Source organism: Parasphingorhabdus sp. (assembly GCF_036964565.1).
Taxonomy (GTDB): domain Bacteria; phylum Pseudomonadota; class Alphaproteobacteria; order Sphingomonadales; family Sphingomonadaceae; genus Parasphingorhabdus.
In genome coordinates, this window is sequence record NZ_JBALTN010000002.1 from 192,916 (window position 1) to 212,626 (window position 19,711).

At 58.4% G+C, this 19,711-nt stretch carries 17 protein-coding genes and 1 tRNA gene; 15 read left to right on the forward strand and 3 right to left on the reverse strand.

What is annotated here, in order from left to right:
• The first annotated feature begins 63 nt into the window (after positions 1 to 63).
• Positions 64 to 879, forward strand: a complete 816-nt coding sequence (locus V7650_RS02980) for an ABC transporter permease (RefSeq protein ID WP_335654752.1) — start codon at positions 64 to 66, stop codon at positions 877 to 879.
• 11 nt (positions 880 to 890) lie between these two features.
• Here V7650_RS02980 and hspQ read toward each other — a convergent pair whose 3' ends face one another.
• Entirely contained in the window at positions 891 to 1,277 is a 387-nt protein-coding gene (gene hspQ / locus V7650_RS02985) for a heat shock protein HspQ (protein ID WP_442955247.1), read from the reverse strand.
• A 220-nt stretch (positions 1,278 to 1,497) separates the two neighbouring features.
• Between hspQ and V7650_RS02990 the strand changes: the two genes are divergently transcribed.
• Genes V7650_RS02990 through V7650_RS03000 form a run of 3 tightly spaced genes read left to right on the forward strand, consistent with a single transcriptional unit; the run spans position 1,498 to position 5,503 of the window.
• Positions 1,498 to 3,642 (forward strand): TonB-dependent siderophore receptor, encoded by a 2,145-nt coding sequence (locus V7650_RS02990; protein ID WP_335654753.1) that lies wholly within the window; start codon positions 1,498 to 1,500, stop codon positions 3,640 to 3,642.
• Positions 3,642 to 4,220 carry a hypothetical protein gene (locus V7650_RS02995; protein ID WP_335654754.1) on the forward strand — a complete coding sequence of 193 codons (579 nt, stop codon included), beginning with the start codon at positions 3,642 to 3,644 and terminating at the stop codon, positions 4,218 to 4,220. Before V7650_RS02990 ends, V7650_RS02995 begins: the two co-directional genes overlap by 1 nt.
• A complete protein-coding gene (locus V7650_RS03000) occupies positions 4,217 to 5,503 on the forward strand; it encodes a PepSY-associated TM helix domain-containing protein (RefSeq protein ID WP_335654755.1) in 1,287 nt (428 codons plus the stop codon). Before V7650_RS02995 ends, V7650_RS03000 begins: the two co-directional genes overlap by 4 nt.
• 122 nt (positions 5,504 to 5,625) lie before the next feature.
• Here the strand turns inward: V7650_RS03000 and V7650_RS03005 are convergent, their stop codons facing one another.
• Positions 5,626 to 5,823, reverse strand: coding sequence for a CsbD family protein (locus V7650_RS03005; protein ID WP_335654756.1), 198 nt, complete (start codon positions 5,821 to 5,823; stop codon positions 5,626 to 5,628).
• A 264-nt stretch (positions 5,824 to 6,087) separates the two neighbouring features.
• Between V7650_RS03005 and V7650_RS03010 the strand changes: the two genes are divergently transcribed.
• Positions 6,088 to 6,633: a hypothetical protein gene (locus tag V7650_RS03010; protein ID WP_335654757.1), complete on the forward strand. Its 546-nt coding sequence runs from the start codon at positions 6,088 to 6,090 to the stop codon at positions 6,631 to 6,633.
• Positions 6,634 to 7,025: 392 nt separating this feature from the next.
• On the opposite strand, the gene V7650_RS03015 is transcribed toward V7650_RS03010, so the two are convergent.
• Positions 7,026 to 7,115, reverse strand: a tRNA-Ser gene (locus tag V7650_RS03015).
• Positions 7,116 to 7,372: 257 nt separating this feature from the next.
• Here V7650_RS03015 and V7650_RS03020 point away from each other — a divergent pair.
• From V7650_RS03020 to V7650_RS03065, 10 genes are all read left to right on the forward strand, one after another.
• Positions 7,373 to 7,795, forward strand: coding sequence for a hypothetical protein (locus V7650_RS03020; RefSeq protein WP_335654758.1), 423 nt, complete (start codon positions 7,373 to 7,375; stop codon positions 7,793 to 7,795).
• 92 nt (positions 7,796 to 7,887) lie between these two features.
• On the forward strand, positions 7,888 to 8,199 hold the full coding sequence (locus V7650_RS03025) for a hypothetical protein (RefSeq protein ID WP_335654759.1): 312 nt from the start codon (positions 7,888 to 7,890) through the stop codon (positions 8,197 to 8,199).
• A 168-nt stretch (positions 8,200 to 8,367) separates the two neighbouring features.
• Positions 8,368 to 10,071: an HAD-IB family hydrolase gene (locus V7650_RS03030; protein WP_335654760.1), complete on the forward strand. Its 1,704-nt coding sequence runs from the start codon at positions 8,368 to 8,370 to the stop codon at positions 10,069 to 10,071.
• Positions 10,072 to 10,091: 20 nt separating this feature from the next.
• Positions 10,092 to 12,434: a glycerol-3-phosphate 1-O-acyltransferase gene (locus V7650_RS03035; RefSeq protein ID WP_335654761.1), complete on the forward strand. Its 2,343-nt coding sequence runs from the start codon at positions 10,092 to 10,094 to the stop codon at positions 12,432 to 12,434.
• A gap of 25 nt (positions 12,435 to 12,459) precedes the next feature.
• Positions 12,460 to 14,040, forward strand: coding sequence for a WS/DGAT/MGAT family O-acyltransferase (locus V7650_RS03040; RefSeq protein WP_335654762.1), 1,581 nt, complete (start codon positions 12,460 to 12,462; stop codon positions 14,038 to 14,040).
• A gap of 82 nt (positions 14,041 to 14,122) precedes the next feature.
• A complete protein-coding gene (locus V7650_RS03045) occupies positions 14,123 to 15,595 on the forward strand; it encodes a DUF3336 domain-containing protein (protein WP_335654763.1) in 1,473 nt (490 codons plus the stop codon).
• Positions 15,592 to 16,455, forward strand: coding sequence for an alpha/beta hydrolase (locus tag V7650_RS03050; protein WP_335654764.1), 864 nt, complete (start codon positions 15,592 to 15,594; stop codon positions 16,453 to 16,455). The genes V7650_RS03045 and V7650_RS03050 overlap by 4 nt, the downstream gene beginning before the upstream one ends.
• A gap of 1 nt (position 16,456) precedes the next feature.
• On the forward strand, positions 16,457 to 17,395 hold the full coding sequence (locus V7650_RS03055; RefSeq protein ID WP_335654765.1) for an alpha/beta fold hydrolase: 939 nt from the start codon (positions 16,457 to 16,459) through the stop codon (positions 17,393 to 17,395).
• Positions 17,396 to 17,453: 58 nt separating this feature from the next.
• The gene (locus V7650_RS03060; protein WP_335654766.1) at positions 17,454 to 18,455 is read left to right on the forward strand and encodes an NAD(P)H-dependent glycerol-3-phosphate dehydrogenase; all 1,002 of its coding nucleotides are present in this window, start codon (positions 17,454 to 17,456) and stop codon (positions 18,453 to 18,455) included.
• Between the two features lie 353 nt (positions 18,456 to 18,808).
• Positions 18,809 to 19,696, forward strand: coding sequence for a crotonase/enoyl-CoA hydratase family protein (locus V7650_RS03065; RefSeq protein WP_335654767.1), 888 nt, complete (start codon positions 18,809 to 18,811; stop codon positions 19,694 to 19,696).
• Positions 19,697 to 19,711: the final 15 nt, after the last annotated feature.

The following is a 19,711-nucleotide window of genomic DNA, read 5'->3' on the forward strand; positions in this document are numbered from 1 at the left end:
GAGCCGATAGGCGGAACCAATATGCTGGACCAAACCAAAAATAACCGAACAGACGGCGAGACAATGGCTGCAACCCGCTTTTCCGAGCCCGGGGTGCCGATCATCCGCGGGGTCAACTGGGGCGGATTCACCGCGCTCTACTGGAAAGAGGTTCGCCGGTTTTTCAAGGTGCAGCTGCAGACCGTCTGGGCGCCTTCGATCACCACCTTGCTGTTTCTGGTCATCTTCACCGTGGCCATGGGCCGCGGCGACCGCAGCGTCATGGGCGCGCCGTTCGCCGATTTTATCGCGCCCGGCCTGATCTGCATGGGCATGCTGCAAAATGCCTTTGCCAACAGCAGCTTCTCGATGCTGGTCGGCAAGATCCAGGGCACGATCATCGACTATCTGACGCCGCCCCTGTCGGTCGGCGAGCTGCTGGCGGCGCTGGTCACGGCCTCGATGACCCGCGCCTTTCTGGTCGGTTTTGCGGTCTGGCTGGCGATGTTCCTGTGGCCCGGGGTTAGCGTCGGGGTGTCCCACTGGTGGGCGGTGCTCTGGTTCGGCATCATGGGCTCGGCGATGCTCTCATTTCTCGGCGTGCTGACCTCGATCTGGGCAGAGAAGTTCGACCACGCCGCTGCGGTTACCAATTTCGTGGTCGCGCCGCTGGCGCTATTATCCGGCACCTTCTATTCGATCGACCGGCTGGCGCCGACCTTTCAGGCGGTCAGCCACGCCAACCCGTTTTTCTACGCGATTTCGGGGTTCCGCTATGGCTTCCTCGGCGTGGCCGACTCACCGATACTGGTGGGCGCGCTGGTGCTGCTTGCGATCAACGTCGGGCTGGCGCTGGTCTGCTATTTTCTGCTGAAATCGGGCTGGAAGATCAAGTCCTGACCGCTCGCCGGCTAGTGCCGGTGAATGCGGTGCAGCTTGTATTTTCCGCCCTCGGTCGCGTGGAACAGGCGCGCCACGTCGGGATGCCCCACCGGTTCGCCGCTGTCGTCGGACAGCAGGTTCTGCTGGCTGACATAGGCCACATAGCTGCCATCGGCATTTTCCGCGAACAGATGGTAGAATGGTTGGTCTCTGGGCGGCTGCAGGTCCTTGGGGATGGCTTCGTACCATTCCTCGCTGTTGGCGAACACCGGGTCGATATCGTAGATCACCCCCCGAAAGTCGAATATCCGGTGGCGAACGACATCTCCGATCGCGAAGCGCGCATCCAGGATGGCAGGCGTGTCGGGTGGCAACGGATTGCCGGACTTGTAGGGATCTGCTGAATTCATACCCATAATTTAGGCGTTTCGGAAGCAGATGCAAGCACTGCATCGGAATCGCGGAGCGAAGCGGCCGGCGATCGGCTTCACTGCAAGCGTGGCCGCCCGCATGCAATCGCCTGGCTGCCGGATCAACGTCGTCGCGGCGTTATTTTACAACAGATAATATTGGTTATTGCAAATGCTAATGATTCGCAATAGTAGCCCCACATCAATATAAATCTGAGCGAAAACAATGCCACTTCTGAAAACTGCGATTTTGTGCGCGACCGCGCTTGCTCCTGTGCCAGCCATGGCCGCAAGTGCTGCGGCGGATGCGGAGCAGCGCACCATCATCGTCACCGGAGCACTGGAAGAGGGCAGTACGGCCACCAAGACCGATACGCCGATGATCGAGACGCCGCAGCCGATCACCGTGATCGACGACCAGCTCTATCTGGCGCAGGGCGCGGTCAGCATTGGCGACACGCTGAACTATGTCGCGGGCGTGACCACCAATCCTTACGGACCCGACAGCCGGGTCGATGGCGCCTTCGTGCGCGGCATCAATGCCCTGCAGTTCCGCGACGGCATGCGCGACATTTTCAGCTATTATGCCAGCATCCGCTCCGATCCCTATAATTTCGACCAGGTCGAGCTGGTTCGCGGCCCCGCCTCCGTGCTGTTCGGTCAGGGAGCACTCGGCGGGATCGTCAATCTCGTGTCAAAACGGCCTGAATTCGAGGCGAGCGGCGAAGCCTCGATCCGCTATGGCTCGTTCGACCGCAAGGAAGCGCTGGTCGACGTGACCGGTCCGCTGAGCGACACTGTCGCCGCGCGGCTGGTGGCGCGGGTGCGCGATGCCAACACGCAAACCGACTATGTGCCCGACGACCGGGTGATGATCTCGCCCTCGGTCACCTTCAAGCCGTCTCCCGACACTGACTTCACGCTGATCGGCCTCTATCAGGAAGACGACGGCGGCTCGACCTCGCAATTCCTGCCGCTGGTCGGAACGATCCTGCCCAATCCCAACGGCCAGCTGCCCAACAACCTGTTCATCGGCAAGCCGGGCTGGGATCGCTATGACGGCCGCCTGCTGCAGGGAACCGCCCTGTTCGAGCATCGTTTCGGCGAGACGGCGAAGCTCAATCTCAAGGCGCGCTATATCGACAGCGACCTGACCTATTTCACCCATTATCCGAACAGCTATTCCAACCCCGCCAATCCCTACGTACTGCTCGACCCCGTCACCGGCCTGCCGGTGCTCGACGCAGATGGCGTGCCGCTGCCAGACCCGGAGCAGCGCACGATCGGACTCTACTCGAGCGGCAGCATCGCGCGGATGGAAATTTTCTCCACCGACAACAATGTCCAGTTCAACTTCAACACCGGCTCGGCGATTGAGCATACATTGCTCGCGGGGATCGATTACAGCTACAACACGGTCCACAAGACGGATGGGTTTGCGACCGAATATTTCGATATCTACGATATCGATTATGACGCGCTGTCCGACTATGGCGGCGGCCTGCCTGCGCCGAGCTATGTCTCGGAGGATGTCGAGCAGGACCAGCTCGGTCTCTATGTCCAGAACCAGATGCGATTCTTCGACCGCGTGTCGGTCGTGCTTGGCGCCCGGCGCGACTGGACCAGCGCGCAGAGCATGGGCGGTCCGACCCGGCATGATGCCGCGACGACCTTTCGCGCTGGCGTGATTGCCGAAATTATCGACGGCGTCTCGCCCTTCTTCAGCTACACCGAGAGCTTCGAACCGATCGCCGGCACCGCCAGCAACGGCAGCGCCTTCATTCCCAAGTCGGGCCGCCAGTTCGAGGCGGGGATCAAGTTCCATCCGACCGATGCGATCCTGATGACCGTCACCGGCTATCATATCAAGGAAAGCAACCGGCCGGTGTCGGACGACAGCACCGCCGATCCGTTCGACCAGATCCAGATCGGGTCGCTGGTGTCGAAGGGCGTCGAGTTTGAAGGTACGGCGGCGTTGTCCGGCAATCTCAACATCATCGCCAATGCCAGCTATAACGAGGCCGAAGAGGCGGGCACCGGGCGTCAGCTCGACAATGTCCCGAAATTCAACGCCTCGCTCTGGGCCACCAAGGGCATCGATCTGGGCAATGACACCGCGCTGCTGCTCGGTGGCGGCGTGCGCCATGTCGGCAAGAACCGTTCGTTCGGCCCGGCCTTTCCGGCGGGCATACTGACGCCCTCCTATACGCTGGTCGATGCGCTGGCCGAAGTCACCTATGCCCGCTGGAGCTTTGCGGTCAACGCGACCAACCTGTTCGACAAGCGGCATTATTCGGCCTGTCTGGCGCGCGGCGACTGTTTCGTCGGCGCCGAACGCAATGTCATGGGCACGCTGAGCTACCGTTTCTGATGGCCGCGGAGAGTCTCTTTGTCGCAGCAACCGGCGGCGCCATGGCGGCGGTGGCGGTGTTGCGCCTCTCCTGGGCGAGGCCACGGCGATCGGCCGCGCTTAACGCCGCCGGCTGGCTGCTGCTCGCCCTGTCGGTGACGGCAGGCTGGGCTTATGCCGGGGCATGGGGTGTATCAATCCTGTCGCTCTGGGCGATGGGCGCGGCCTTTGTCGCGCTCGCCATCGCGGCATGGACGTCGCCGCCGGCCCGGCGCAAGGCCTCCACCCGCCGCGCCGGCATGCTGCCCGAAGCGGGCGAGCCGATGCGGCTCGGCAGGCGCATTGCCACTTTTGTGATCGTCGTGCTGGCGGGGATGATCGCGGCCATTGCGCTGGGACTCGCGACCCGCTGGCTCGCCTTGTTGGTCGGGGCCAGTGAGGCCAATGCCAATGTGCTGGCATTGTTTGTTGTCCCGCTTGGCTGGACCCTGCTGGTCTTCCTGATCCTGATGAGTGAAAGCCGCAAGCGCCAGTTCGCCATCCTGGCCGCTGCCTTCGCCACCGCCATCCCATCGCTAGTAAGCGGGAGTCTGTCATGAGCAAAGCCATCGAACCGGGGACGGTGAAGAAATCCCTGTCCGCCCATGCCGCAATCGGCCTGATCGCCGGAGCTCTGCTCTATATCATCTCACTGACCGGGACAGTCGCGGTTTTCTATCAGGAGCTGCAGCGCGTCGAGCAACCGACCGCCCCGGAAATGGCCGCGATCGCGCCGGAAGCGGTGCAGCGCGGCATCGAGGCGGTGCTGGCCAGTGAAGCCGGCAAGCCGACCACGACCCATCTCTATGTCCATCTTCCGGTCGAGGACATGCCCCGCGCGACCGTCACCACCGATACCCAGGCGCAGCATCTGACGCCGGAGGGCACGATGGCCGGGCCGGAAGAAATCGCCTGGTCGGACTTTCTGGTGCAGCTCCATTATACGCTCAATCTGCCCGTGCTGATCGGCATCACCATCGTCGGGATCCTGGGCGTGATGATGCTGGCGTTGGTGGTCAGCGGCGTGGTCGCCCATCCGCGCATCTTCCGCGATGCCTTCCGCCTGCGCGCCCGCAACGGCAACGGCACCGGGCTGGCCGACTGGCACAACCGGCTGAGCGTCTGGACGCTGCCTTTCACCGTAGCAATCGCGCTGACCGGCGCGCTGATCGGATTGGCAAGCGTTGCCGCCTACGCAATCGCCGCGGATGACTATGACGGCGATGTCGAGGCGGTCTATGGTCCGATCTTCGGCGCGGAAGGCGAGCCCGACCCGCGGCCGGCGCCGGCACCCAATGTCGCGGGCGCGCTGGCGCACATGGCAGAGGCCTATCCCGAGGTTGAGGTGACCTACGCCATTCTTCACGATCCGCTGACCAGAGGCCAGCATGTCCAGATCGTCGGTGCGCACGACCGCAGGCTGATCTTTGGTGAATATTATGCGTTCAATGCCGATGGCGGCTTCGAGCATAGCGCCGGGCTGTCCGATGGCGAGCTCGGGCAGCAGGCGTCCGCCTCGACCTATGATTTGCACTTCGGCACCTTCGGTGGCCTGCCGGTCAAGCTGGCCTATGTGCTGTTCGGGGTTGCGCTGACGGCTATTTGCGGAACCGGCACCTATATCTGGCTTGGCAAGCGCCGGCGGCGCGGTATCGAGGAGCCCGGGCTGCGCGGGGCTTGGCATGGCCTGATCGTCGGTACGCCCGCGGCCTTGCTCCTGTCCTTTGTCGCCAGACTGCTGCTGGGCAATGAAGCAAGCTTTGCTGCTGTCTTCTGGCTTTGCCTGCTCGCCGCCATCGTCGTCGGAGGGCTGATCGCGCAACGAAACGTGGCCGCCAGCTAGCAGGCACGAGTGCGGCGGCCCGGTGGCCGGATGATTCCCTGTCGTCTATTGCGATAAAAAAGCCCCGTGCGGATGCACGGGGCTTGATTGGCTTGTTGGTATTGGTGCGGGAAATTGTCGGTTCAGTAGGACCGTTCGAACTCGTCGATTTCACGCTCCGCTTCATCTTCGGCGCGGCCATATTTTTCCTGGATCTTGCCAGCAAGAATTTTGCGGTCGCCATTGATCTGGTCCAGTTCGTCATTGGTCAGTTCGCCCCATTTCTTCTGGACGTTGCCTTTGACCTGTTCCCAGTTTCCCTTGATTGTGTTCTCGTTCATATCTTGTCTCCTTTATGTTGGGGTTACCCAATCAATGACTGGGGAGCGGTTTTGGTTCCGTTTGAAACGATAATAATCGGGAAAGCGGCGTCTCTTCGAGGCACATGAAATTTCCGGTGCCATTGATTTTCGCGGCCCCGATTTCTGCAAGCAGCAAAGGCGCGGAACCTAATTTCCGATCTCGCGTAACTTCATGTATAAAAGCGAAAGCGGGAATCCAGCGCCCGTTCGAAAAATCTGCAATTGCAAATAGGAGAAGTGGAGATGAAAAGACATATTGCGATGCTCGCCGGCATTTCGCTGCTCGCCGCCTGTCAGGCGGAAGAGCGCGGTGCCGATGGTTCTGGCCAGCCGATGGCAGAAAATACGGATACCATGAACGACGCCGCCAATTCAGCCAATTCGGACGAGATACTGGCGAAGAAATCGCTTGCCGGGATGGACCAGGCTGGCGCGGATATCGATCCGACGGACGGCAAGAATGATGAACTGAACCAGGATATAACGCTGCCCGCCAAGTCCCGCTACGCCACCTATTATCTGGGCAGCTATGCGCCAAAGGGACAATGCGCCGGTTCGGAACAATATCTCGAGCTGGATCAAGCCAAGGTCACCTATGGCGAAACCGCGTGCATGATCAAGGGCATCACCGGCGACGGGTCGAGCCTGACCGTCAGCCTCAACCAGTGCAAGGCAGAAGGGCAGAATGCGTCTGATCGCTCCTATCGCCTGGATTTGCCGAAGATGGACCAGCTGAAACTCTCGGGTGCCGCGAACGCGGACCTGGTACGTTGCGGGTCCAAGGGCTGAGCGCCTTGGGGACTTCGTAGGGCTGCACTATGAACGATAGTCTGAGATAGATTCGCTGTCGCGCGAAATGGGCTTTCCTACATCTCAGTCTGTCTGGTACGCATGGCGCTATCGGTCCCCGGCGGCATGAAGATTTTCGTCCGGCGCGATTCGTTGCCTGGTCCCCGCCTGTTCTCTGGTCAGGCGTTGGTGAAACTCATCTGTCATCCATCCCCGTTCAGGGGAATAAGGGAATAGCCCTTTGGGGGGTGTGACCCCGTGTGACCCTGACAATATCATTGGCGGCATCATTGCCGCCGACAGGGAGACACGTTCCTTGAGCTCCTTGTCGAAATGCTTGATATTATATGGGATTGGCGAATTCGGCGGGCTTCTGGCCGCCATTCTGTCAGTGGAGGTGCGTTAGGGATTCGAACCCTAGATACCATTGCTGGCATACCGCATTTCGAGTGCGGCGCTTTCGACCACTCAGCCAACGCACCTCATGACGGGGCCGCATGTAGCGATCATCCGGCAGTGCTGCAACCCATATTGGAGCGTCCGCTGAAATCCTTCCCCACCAGAGAAGATCGGCACGGGCAGGGGGGCATAGTTGCTCTGGGCTTTGTCGTTGCTTCCGACAATCAAACCCGTCACCTCGTGATTATGCGGCGCGCAATGTCGAATCTGTCTTGAACTTTCCGCTTGGCGTCTCCACTTCGTTTACCTTCCAATGCTTCCATATTTGAGAGTTTCGCATTTGTCCCAACCGGCTGCCGAGATCGATTGTCAGCGTCATCCCGCGTGGATGGCTCGGCTGGTCCTGAGCGGCTGGTTGATCCTTGCCAGCCTCGGGCTGGCCGCGCAGTTCGATACCCAATGGGGTCTCGGCCCCGGGCAGAATGACGAGCCGTCGGCGGTCATGGCAAAGGCGGATTGGGCGCCTTATGCTCTGACGAAGACGGCCCATATCATAGCTTCGGCTCGACAGCAGGTCCCCCAGGACAGCGGGCCGGACCAGACGCCACAAACGCCGACCTTGCGCAATTATCCCGGGTTCGGCGCTGCTTACCAGTCTGCCCGTCCTGCCGCCATTTCGGGATTTGTTGCGGAGCATATATTATACCGGGACGGTTCCCGGTCGATATCCGCGCGCGCGCCACCGTTGCATTTCTCAGCTTAGAAATAACCGGCCCCACGGGCCTTTTGATCATATCACTGAACGGCGCTGGCTTTCCAGCCGACTGTTCGTGACTGAAATTGAAATGCACAGATATGAATGGAAAAGAAAATGACTCTGCCGCGCCTGCGGCAGAAAACGGACGGCTGCATATAGAAAGCCTGCTGTCCAAATATCCGTCGGTCACTGCAGAGGAAAGGATCGCGATCCTGACCTTTCTGACCACAGCGTCGGCGCTGGAAACCGCCTTGCTGACCTGCAACGAGAGCATCACTGACCGGCTTGAGGCGTTCCGGCATGACAACCGCAAACAGCTGGGCATCACTTGGCAAAACTGGCTGTTTCTCGGGTTATTGCTTGGTTTGGTCGCCTATGCGGTTTCCCTGATGTGGGAGGTTGGATACTAGAGTGATCCGGAATGGCCACAGGGCAGGCCGGTTCTGTCCTGTGGTCGCTCGGCTCCCTTGGTTGCAACAGATGTCATTGCATGCGGGTCAAATCGAGCTTTTCCGCAATAATCGCTGGGAAAGCCGGCTGTTTTTTGGCACGATGACAATAGGGCAAAGGACATCTGGATGACCAAGAAGAAAAGCGCTGACTATCAATCCCATTTGCAGGACGTTCTGGATGCGCCGGAAGGCCCGCATATCGCGGCGCTGTTCGACTTTGATGGCACGATCATCGCCGGCTATTCGGCCACCGCCATGCTTTGGGAAAAGATCAAGCGGCGGGAAATGACCGCCGACGAAGTCGTCGAAACCATCAATGTCATGGCCCAGTACAGCACCGGCAACATGGGCTTTTCCGGCCTGATGACCGGCGCCGCCAAATTCATGAAGGGCGTGACCGAAGACAGCTACTTCGAATTCGGCGAAGAACTTTACGCCAAATATATCGCCCGCAAGGTCTACCCCGAAGCACGGGCGCTGATCGAAGCGCATCGCGCCAAGGGCCATACCATCGCCATCGTCTCATCCGCCACCATCTACCAGATCGAGCCGACCGCCCGCGATCTCGACATCGAACATGTGCTCTGCTCGCAATATGAAGTCGAGAATGGCGAGTTCACGGGCAATATCATCCGCCCGCTCTGCTTCGGCGAGGGCAAGGTCATTGCTGCGGAAAACCTCGCGGCCGACTATGGGCTGGATCTCGACAACAGCTATTTCTACTCCGACAGCTATGACGATATCGAATTGCTCGAACGCGTCGGCAAGCCAAGGCCGCTGAACCCCAACACCAGATTGCGCGAGGCCGCGCGGGAGCATGGCTGGCCTTTGGAGAAATATGAAAGCCGCGGGCAGGGCAAGCCGGTGGATTATGTCCGGACAATCTATGCCACCGGTTCGCTGATCGGTTCGGCAATTGCCTCGCTGCCGATCTGGGCGCTGACCGGATCGCAGCGCGAGGCGATGAATTTCTCGACCGGCCTGTTTGGCGACATCGCCACAGCACTGACCGGTTGCGAACTGGACGTGAAGGGCGAGGAAAATCTGTGGACCTCGCGCCCCTGCATTTTTGTCTTCAACCATCAGAGCAAGGCCGATGTCATGATCCTCGCCAAGCTGATCCGGCGGGACATGGGCGGCGTGGCCAAGAAGGAAGTCCGTGATACACCGGTGATCGGCAAGCTGATGGAACTGGCGGGGACCGTCTTCATCGACCGGGCCAACGCTGGCAGCGCGATCAAGGCGATGGCGCCGCTGATTGACGCGGTCAAGATCGATGGCAAGTCGATCGTGATCGCCCCTGAAGGCACGCGCACGCTGTCGCCGAAACTGGGCCCGTTCAAGAAGGGCGCCTTTCACATGGCGATCCAGGCGGGTGTGCCGATGGTGCCGATCGTGATTCACAATGCCGGGGATGTTGCGCCGAAAAACGAGTTTCTCATGCGCCCGGCCAAGGTGCGGGTTGACGTACTCCCCGCCGTCGACACCAGCCGGTGGACCACCCGGACATTGAACCAGCATGTGGCCGAAGTGCGCGGGATGTTTCTCGACGCGCTGGGTCAGGCCGAAGAGGAGGAGGCGCTCGAGGCGCTGGTCAACGAGGAGGCGGCACCGGCAAAAAAGACGGGAGTAGGGAAGCAAGCTGGTAAACCGGTGGCCCGAACAGGCAAGCAAGCAGCAAAAAAGGCCGCAGCGGGGAAGAAAAGCGTTAAGACGGCTCCCAAAAAGACAGTAGCAAAAAAAGCCGTTGCAAAGCCGACGGCAAACCGATCTACCCCGGATAGGAAATCCGCGACCGCACGAGTGCCGGTGAGCGAAGCGGCGAAATAGGCAGGAACCAAGGGGCGGGGATGGACGAAGCAACGCAGATAGCACATTCGGGGGCGTTGCTTGCGCAAGGTCCGAAGCTATTTGTGATCGATGCGCGCAACGGGGTCGAACGGCGCCATCTGCTCGACTGGCTGCACAGCTCCATGGCAGAGGGTGGCCCCGGGGGGCAGCTGAACTGGGTCAGTCTTCCGATCTCCGATGAACGCGCGAGGATACGCCTCGACCGGCTGGCCGAGAAGCTGAAGGGAAATCCGGAAACGCTGGTGGTGCCGGTTCGCATCGCCTGGCGCATCCCCAATTTCGAGAAGAACCGCGCGGTCAAGCTGCGCCATGTGATTTTGGGTGATCCCCGCAATCCTGGCAGTTTGCGGGCAAAGTCGATCCTCCTGCGAAACAAGCGCCGCGCGCATTGCCTGACCGGTCAGCCGGCCACGATCGGCGAGCTAGAGGACCGCTTTGCGGACATCAGCAGGGACTATGACCAGACAGACAATCAGGAATTCGCCGCCTTCGTGGTAAGGCAGGCGGGCCTCGTGCTGGACATTGCGGAGCGGGGATTGCGGGGGCGTCGTTACAAGGTACCACGGCATGTCGCCGATGGCCTGAGAAGCGATGCACGGTTTCGCGCCGCGATGACCCAGCTCGCCGGCGAGATGTGCACGAGCGAAACCGCGCTCTATGAGCAGGCCGCGAAATATATGAAGGAACTGATCGCCCGGCCCAGCCCGCTGTTTATCGACATGAAGGCCAAGCTTGATCGCTTCATGCTGTCTCAGGGTTATGAAGACAATGTGGTTTTTGACCCTGAAGAACTCACCCGCTTGCGCAAGACCATGCGCGAGCATCCAACCTTGCTGCTGTTCACCCACAAAACCTATATCGATGGTGTAACCGCCACCGATCTTGCCTATCAGAATGACCTGCCGCTCATTCATGTGTTCGGAGGCATCAATCTCGATTTCTTCGGTCTCGGGTTCATGCTGCGCCGCGCCGGCACCATTTTCATCCGCCGCAGCTTCGAGAACAACCCGGTCTACAAGCTCGTCCTGCGCTATTATGTAAGCTATCTGCTGGAAAAGCGTTTTCCCATGACATGGGCCTTCGAGGGCACCCGGTCGCGGCTGGGCAAGCTGATGCCGCCGCGCTACGGCCTGCTCAAATATGTGATGGACAGCGCGCACAGCAATGACATCAAGAATGTACATATCATCCCGGTGGTTACCAGTTTTGACCTGATCCGGGATGTCGAGGAATATGCGAGCGAGCAGACGGGACGGATCAAGAAGCCGGAATCGCTGAGCTGGTTCATCGGCTATCTGCGCAGCCTGCGCGAACCGATGGGCAAGGTCTATGTCGATTTCGGCGAGCCTGTGATCGTCAAGAAGGCGCCCGGTCCGAATGATCGCCTTGCGCTGTCCAAGATGGCGTTCGAGGTGGCGGTCCAGGCCAACCGGGCCACACCGCTTACGCTCACGTCGCTGATGTGTCTCTGTCTGCTCGGCACGGCACCGAGGGCGATGACCGAGGAAGAGTTGCGCGCGGTCATCAACTTCCTCGTCGGCTGGGCCCGGGAGCGCAATATCCGGATGAGTGACGATCTGACCGACAAGAATCTGGAAGGTGTGCAGAGCGTGATCGAGACTCTGGTCAACAACGGCCTGCTGGTCCGCTACGACAAGGGATCAACCCTGGTCTATGCGATCGAGCCGGACCAGCATCCGATCGCCAGCTATTACCGGAATACGATCATTCATCATTTTCTCGACAAGGCGATAATCGAACTGTCGATCCTCAAGGCGCGCGAGGTCGGTGACCGAAGCGCGGCGGAGGTGTTCTGGGAAGAAACCGACCGTCTGCGCGATCTGTTCAAGTTCGAATTCTTCTATCCCGAGAAGCAGCAATATCGCGAAAATCTGGAGGCAGAATTGCAGCGCGCGGATCCGGAGTGGCGAGCCAAGCTTGCGGAAGGCGGGGTGAAGCTTACGAGTTTGACCAATCGCTTCCAGCCGCTCATCGGCCACGCCGTGTTCCTGCCCTTTGTCGAGGCCTATACCATCGTTCTCGATATTCTTTCGCGCCTTGAGCCGGGTCACGCCATCGACAAGAAGAGTTGCGTGGATATGGCCCTGAAAGAGGGCCGCCAGGCCTATTTGCTGCGCCGGATAACCAGCGAGGCCTCGATCGGGAAAATCCTCTTTGAAAACGGGTTCAGGATGGCGGCGGGTCTTGGGCTGACCGGAGAAACCACGCCCGCCACGATCGCCGAGCGGAAAGCGCTGTTGCGGAAGTTCAAGGCGCTTTCCCGGCGGATGGAAAAGTCCCGTCTCGAACTGCTGGCACTGGCTGACAGGATATTTGAATGACCGAGCCCCTGAAAGGATCCGCTGGATGACCGAGCAGAGCAATATAAGTCAATTAAGCGCACAAGATGCCCAGTTTCTGTATATTCAGTCCGCCACCAATCTGACCCATTTGATGGCCGTTTATATTTACGACCCGTCGACCGCTCCGGGGGGCAAAGTGCGGTTCAAGGACATCATCGATCATATGCGCAAGCGGATGGACGTGTCCCCGATGTTCAAGCGCAAACTGTATCGACTGCCGCTGGACATCGATCATCCCTATTGGGTCGAGGACGAGCATTTCGATCTCGAAGCGCATATTTCGCACAGTCGCCTTCCCGAGCCAGGCGACTGGCGGCAGTTTTGCATCCATGTCGCCCGGCATCACAGCAAGCCGCTGGACATGACCCGTCCGCTCTGGGACATGTACGTCGTCGAGGGGCTCGACAATATCCCGGGCTATGCCAAGGGCAGCTACGCCATTTTGACGCGCATCCATCATTCCACCATCGACGGCGTGTCCGGCGCGCATTTCTTTGCTGCCATTTCTGACAAGGATGTTGAAGGCACGCCCGCGATACCCTTGCCCGAAGGGAAAGGGTCGGGAAACAAACTGCCAACCGCGTCCGAGATTCTAAGCCGGGCCATAAACAGCACGGTTACCTCGCCGGTAAAACTCACTCAGGCTTTGCTGAAATTTACGCCGGCGCTTCTTTCCACTGCGCAGAACAGTTTCAAGGGGGGCGACGAAAAGACCAATACCGGCGTTCCGCAAACCCGTTTCAACGGCCCCGTCACGCCGCACAAGATGTTTGATGCAGTGACATTTGATCTCGAAGAACTGAAAAAAATGCGCCTCAAGGTGGCCGATGCGACGATCAACGATGTCGTGCTGGCAATCTGCAGCGGCGCGTTGCGCCGCTATCTGAACAAGCACAAGGAGCTCCCGAAGGAATCTCTGGTGGCTGTGGCTCCCGTCAATGCGCGGAGCCGTTCGGGCGACGAAGCGAACCCCGGCAACAATATTTCGGCGATGACGATCAAGATATCGTCCAATATTGCCGACCCGATCAAGCGTCTCGAGGCGATCAAGGACACAACCCGTGAAACCAAGGCGGCGAAGTCGGGGTTGAGCGCCCGGATCATGACCGACCTGACCAAGCATATTCCTGGTGTCACAATGGCAGGTGTGGCGAGAATTCTGACCGACGAGCGCTTTGCACCAAAAATGAGCAACTTGATGGTCTCGAATGTTCCGGGCCCGCAAATCCAGCTGTACATGAACGGTGCGAAGCTTACCCATCAATATGGCCTGGCGCCGCTGGCGCATGGAATGGGCCTGTTCATTGCAACGCCGAGTTACAACGGAACGATATCATTCAGCATCATTTCCGATCGCAAGATGATGCCAGATGTTGAGTTTTTTCGGGAATGTCTGCAATTAGCGTTTGACGAGTTGCGCGAAGCCAAGGCAAGTAGCGTTGTGCAACGGATCGAAAAAGCGGCGGCGGAACCAGACAAGCCGATAGTCCCGACTGACGGATCGGTCATGTATCGACGGGTCGCCAGGAAACCCCGAGCGACCGGGACGAAACCCGTCGGCGGCAACAAGCCGAAAGTGAAATAAGGAGCGGATATATTTTCAGGTCGCCCGATTCCCGGGTGGTCAATGCGGCCATATGCAATAGTGGCGAAAGAACGGACCGAAGATGATTCTGAATACGACATTGAAAATGGAAAAGGCGATGGCGCAGGCCCAGAGCTATTCGGAGTGGTCGAAAGCGGCGAAAGCGCACGACGCATCCACCGGGGTCGACATTTGGAAGGCATCTGATGAGAGCAAGCATTTCGATCACACATCGATCCGCCGCCGCCTGAAACGGCTGTCCAAGCTCTGGAAATCTCAGGACAATGCCGGACTGCTCTACGCTCTGAACGAAGGCATCCACGGCAATATGGACGGGATGGGCCATGCACGGCTTTACCAGAAGGCGAAATTCGGTACCAAGCAGCTGATCCAGGACTATGTCGATGCGATTGCAAATTCACTCGAATATCTTGCCAGCCCCAAGGTAACCGACATCCCGTTTGAAGAGAAGCTGGACTTTTTCCGCCGTGCCCAACATTGCTATGGGCGTTCCGCTTTTCTGATGAGCGGATCGGGCGCCTATCTCTACTTTCATGTGGGGGTGGCAAAAGCACTATGGGAGCAGGGGTTGCTGCCCCATATCATGTCGGGATCCAGCGGCGGTTCGGTCGTCGGAGCGTTGATGAGTACCCATACGGATGGCGAGATCCCGCCATTTTTTGATCCGGAAAATCTGGTGATCAGTACCGACCATGACGATCATGGGAATGGCGGATTGCTTGGTGGGCCGAGACGGATCCGGGCGGATGAAATTCGTCAGCGCCTGGCAGACCTGTTGCCCGACCTGACGTTTCAGGAGGCCTATGAGCTAACCGGCCGTCACCTGAATGTCTCCATCGCACCGGCAGAAAAGCACCAGACTTCGCGCTTGCTCAACGCCATTGCCTCTCCCAATGTGTTCATTCGCGAAGCGGTTCTCGCATCCTGCGCTGTACCGGGCATCTACCCGCCGGTTACGCTGGCAGCGAAAGACCATCGCGGCGAGCGGGTACCCTATTTGCCCAACCGCAAGTGGGTCGACGGTTCGGTGACCCATGATCTGCCGGTCAAGCGCCTGGCGCGGCTTTATGGGGTGAACCACCATATTGTCAGTCAGGCAAACCCGCTGATCACCCCGTTTGCCACCGACGTCAGTCAGACGCGCAATCCGCTTTCGTCCATCCGGAACGCAACGACGGCGACGATGAAGGCCTGGGTGAATGCCAATGTCGAAATCATGCAGAAGCCTCTGTCCTATTTCCCTCGGCTCAACAGCATGGCCAACATGGCCCTGTCGGTGATCAATCAGGATTATACCGGCGATATCAATATCATACGTCCGACCATGTTTTGGGGTCCGTCCAAGCTTCTGAGCAACTTGCCGGTCGAGGATATTGCCGAACTGATTCAACTGGGCGAACGTACCACCTGGCCCAAGATCGAGATGGTCCGTACCCAGACCAAGATAAGTCAAACGCTCGATCGCATCCTGTTCGAGTATGAAAATGAACTGGCGCATGACCATGAACTGGTCAAAAAAAGGAAGATCGCTTGAGAGAGCAAGAAGGATCGCTGAAGCTGCCCATGGGGTCGAAGGCAGCCGGTGCCAAATTGCACCTGCAGACGTGGACCCCCGATAGTGCTCCGAAAGCGATAATCCTGCTGATCCACGGTTATGCGGAACATGCAGGTCGATACCGGTATTTTTCCGCTCATTGCGTCAGCAAGGGGTACGCGGTCTTTGCCGTCGATCATTGGGGACATGGCAAATCCGATGGCGTTCCCGGTTTCGTACCCGGTTTTTCCGTCTTTCACGATGGCGTAGATCAGCTGCTCGCTGCCGCAAAACAGGATTATCCCGGACTACCGATTGTTCTCGTCGGCCACAGCATGGGCGGCCTGATCGGTGCCACCTACCTGCTTTCTCATGAATCGGAGTTTTCTGCCTGTGTTCTGTCCGGGCCGGCCATCAAGGCCGCTGAGGAACCATCTGCCATGCTGAAGGGTGTGAGTGGGTTTCTGTCGCGGTTTTTCCCCAAGCTCGGGGTGGTGCAACTGGATCCGAACGGGGTCAGCCGTGATCCGAAAGTCGTTGTCGACTATCTGGCCGATCCGCTGGTCTACAATGGCAAGATGGGCGCCAGACTGGCAGCGGAAATGCTCAAGGCCATGACTGATATCCAAGATCGTGCTGCCCGGATTTCACTGCCCATGCTGTTGCTGCATGGTGAAAAGGACAGTCTTGCCGCTGCGGACGGGTCTGAATTTCTCCACGCTCAGATTTCGTCCACCGAAAAGCGACTGATCATTTACCCCGAACTGTTTCACGAAATTTTCAACGAACCGGAGAAGGACAAGGTCCTCGGCGATATGACTGGGTGGCTGGACCAACAACTTGCTGCGGAAGGAATCTGAGGTGCAGGCATTTCAACTATTTCTGACTATCCTGGGGATGGTGCTGCTGTCCCTTTTTGCGATTTACGCCTTTGCCCCGCGTCGCCTATATTCGTTTCTCCGCAACACGCTCCGCCGCAAGGGCAAGCTTGCGGAAAAATCCATCACAGTGGGCAATCTGGTGTGGCCCTATCTTGAAGGCGGTCCGGCAGAGGGTGAACCGCTGGTGCTGCTGCACGGCTTTGGCGGCGACAAGGACAATTGGGCGATGTACGCGCCCGAAATGGTTGGGAAATATCGGCTCATTGCGCCGGATTTGCCGGGATTTGGCGATAACATTCGCGATATAGGCCATGATTACGACATGGCTACGCAAGCGACGCGGGTCCGCGATTTTCTGGACGCGATGGGGATAGAGAAATGTCATTTGGGCGGCAACAGCATGGGCGGCTTCGTCGCCTTGCGCTTCGCCCTGGATTATCCCGAGCGCCTCCTTTCGCTGACCTTGTTCAACAACGCCGGGGTCGTGGGCGCCGAAGAAAGCGAGCTCCAGAAACAGGCGCTCACCGGCAAGAACCCGCTGGAGATTCACAGCGCGGACGACGTCAAGCGGATGATGGCTTTTGTCGCGCACAAGCCGATGAAGATTCCCGGCCAGTTTCGCAAGATTTTCTACGAGGATTTCGCGGCCCACCGTGACCTGCTCGACAAGATTTTCTGGAATCTCGTGGAAGACGGCACGGAGAAGCCATTGAATGACCAGCTGGATAAAGTGAAGGCGCCGACGTTGATCATCTGGGGACGCCATGACCAGCTGATTGACGTCAGTTGCGTCAAGGTTCTCGAAGACGGCATTCCCAACGCGGAATCGGTCATTTTCGAGGACGTGGGGCATGTGCCGATGATAGAAAACCCCAAGGCAACTGCGGCTCGGCATCGCGAGTTCCTTGCAAAATACTGAAATCCCCTTCAATTTGCATCGGGTCGACTCTCCGTAGAAGAGTCGCTGGGGGGTGTTTATGGAACTGAAGGTTGGATTGCTTGGCGGCGGGTCATGGGGCACGACCGTAGCGTCTTTGGTATCACGCAACGCTCCGATCAAGCTGTGGGCACGGGATGTCGAAACCGTTACCGATATCAACGACAATCATTGCAACAGCAAATATCTTCCGGGAATAAAATTGCCGCCGGCCGTGACGGCGACCTCGGAGATTGGCGAGGCCGTAGCGGGCGCCGATGTACTGGTGATGGGCATACCATCGAACAATTTCCGCAGCGTTCTGGAAGAGGCGAGGCCGCATTTGCGGCCCTGGGTCCCGGTGATCAGCCTTACCAAGGGCCTGGAACTGGCAACCAGCAAGCGCATGACCGAGGTTATCGAGGAAGTCCTCCCCGGACATCCGGTCGGTGTTCTGACCGGACCCAATCTGGCGCGGGAGATCATGGCCGGTCAGGCTGCTGCCAGTGTCATTTCCATGGAAGACGAGATCATCGTGAAGCAGCTGCAGCAGCTGTTTCACTCGGGCTTGTTTCGAGTCTACACCAACACTGATTTGCTGGGTTGCGAACTGGGCGGCGTTCTGAAGAACATCATTGCCATCGCCGTTGGTATGGGGGATGGCCTGGGCGCCGGGGACAACACGCGCTCGGCATTGATAACCAGAGGCCTTGCCGAGATAACCCGTCTTGGGGTTGCCATGGGCGGCAAGCCTGAAACCTTCGCCGGGCTCACGGGCATGGGGGATATGATAGCCACCTGCACCAGCCCCCTCAGCCGCAATCGGCATGTCGGGGTGGAACTCGGCAAGGGACGCCCTATCGATGAAATCATCGAAGAAATGCACATGGTTGCAGAAGGCGTAAAAAGCGCGCCAACGGTGATCGCGCTGGCGAAGAAATACGGCGTCGCCATGCCCATTGCCGAAGATGTTTTCGAGGTCACCAAGGGCAAACGCTCTGCCGTGCGCGCTTTTCGCGGATTGGTGAACCAGTCCGCCGGAGCGGAGTCAGACGCAGGCTGAAAATGGTGAACGTGAGGGGCGATTATTCCTGCAAAACCAAGTCGGGTTAGCAGGACTAAATCGAGAATTTTGTTGTTTGCTGGCCGATATTAACAAACACGCACCCTGTTTTCTGGGGACTAAACGACTCCAGAATAAGTAAATTTGCGAGTCAATTAAGCATGTTAGGAAATCTTCTCGGTTTTACTTGCATTGAAATGGGGCATACCATAAAATTTTATTCCGTAGGCAGGGGATTTTGTTAGGCTTTGTAACGCTGCATACCCTCGTCACACATGGAGTATCATATGGACTTTCGTAGTCGCGCTGCCAACGAGTTGGATCGGAACTTGCCGATGGGAGCCGATGATATGGTGGTCCAGACGCTGCCCATCTCCGACCCTGACATTTTTGCCAAACAGTTTCGCGAGATCGAGCTTCGGTTCGACCGTTCCGATGAGATTTTCTGGTGTTACATGAACCAGACATCACGTCCGAGCTACACTTATGAACTGGGCGACGAGATACAGCAGGTCCAGGACTGGATACATTCGACATATGCGAGAGAGGGAACCAAGGATTCGGATCCCTTGCGCTATTTCGTCTGCGGTTCGAGAACGCCGGGTATCTACAACCTCGGCGGTGATCTGAAGCATTTCGCCGCGTGTATCCGCCGGCGTGATCTGGGTGCCTTGAAGAAATACGCCCGCACCTGTGTGCATATGCAATATGAGAACAGCACCGCATTTGGCGCGCCGATCATTACCATGGCGCTCGTTCAGGGAGACGCGTTGGGCGGGGGCTTCGAGCATGCGCTGGCTTTTGACATACTCGTTGCTGAAAAAAGCGCTCGATTGGGTCTGCCGGAGATTCTATTCAACCTGTTCCCCGGCATGGGCGCCTACAGCTTCTTGCGTCAGCGCCTGAGCCGAAAAGAAACCGAGCGCTTCATTCTTGAGGGCAAGTTGTTCACTGCTGCAGAACTATACGACATGGGCGTTGTCGATATTTTGGCGGAGGACGGAATGGGGGAAGCCGCGATCGTCGAATATACCCGGGAAAATCGAAAGCGTTTCCATGCCGAGCGGGCGGTCTATCGTGCACGGAAAATTGCCAATCCGGTGAGCCTGGAAGAGCTGCTGGAAATCACCGATACTTGGGCCGAGACCGCGCTCTATCTCGAAGAGGCTGACGTCCGAAAAATGGAGCGACTGGCAATTGCGCAGGATCGGCGTATTCTCCGGTCGTTGCGTACCGTCTGAGCGCTTGCTGGACAA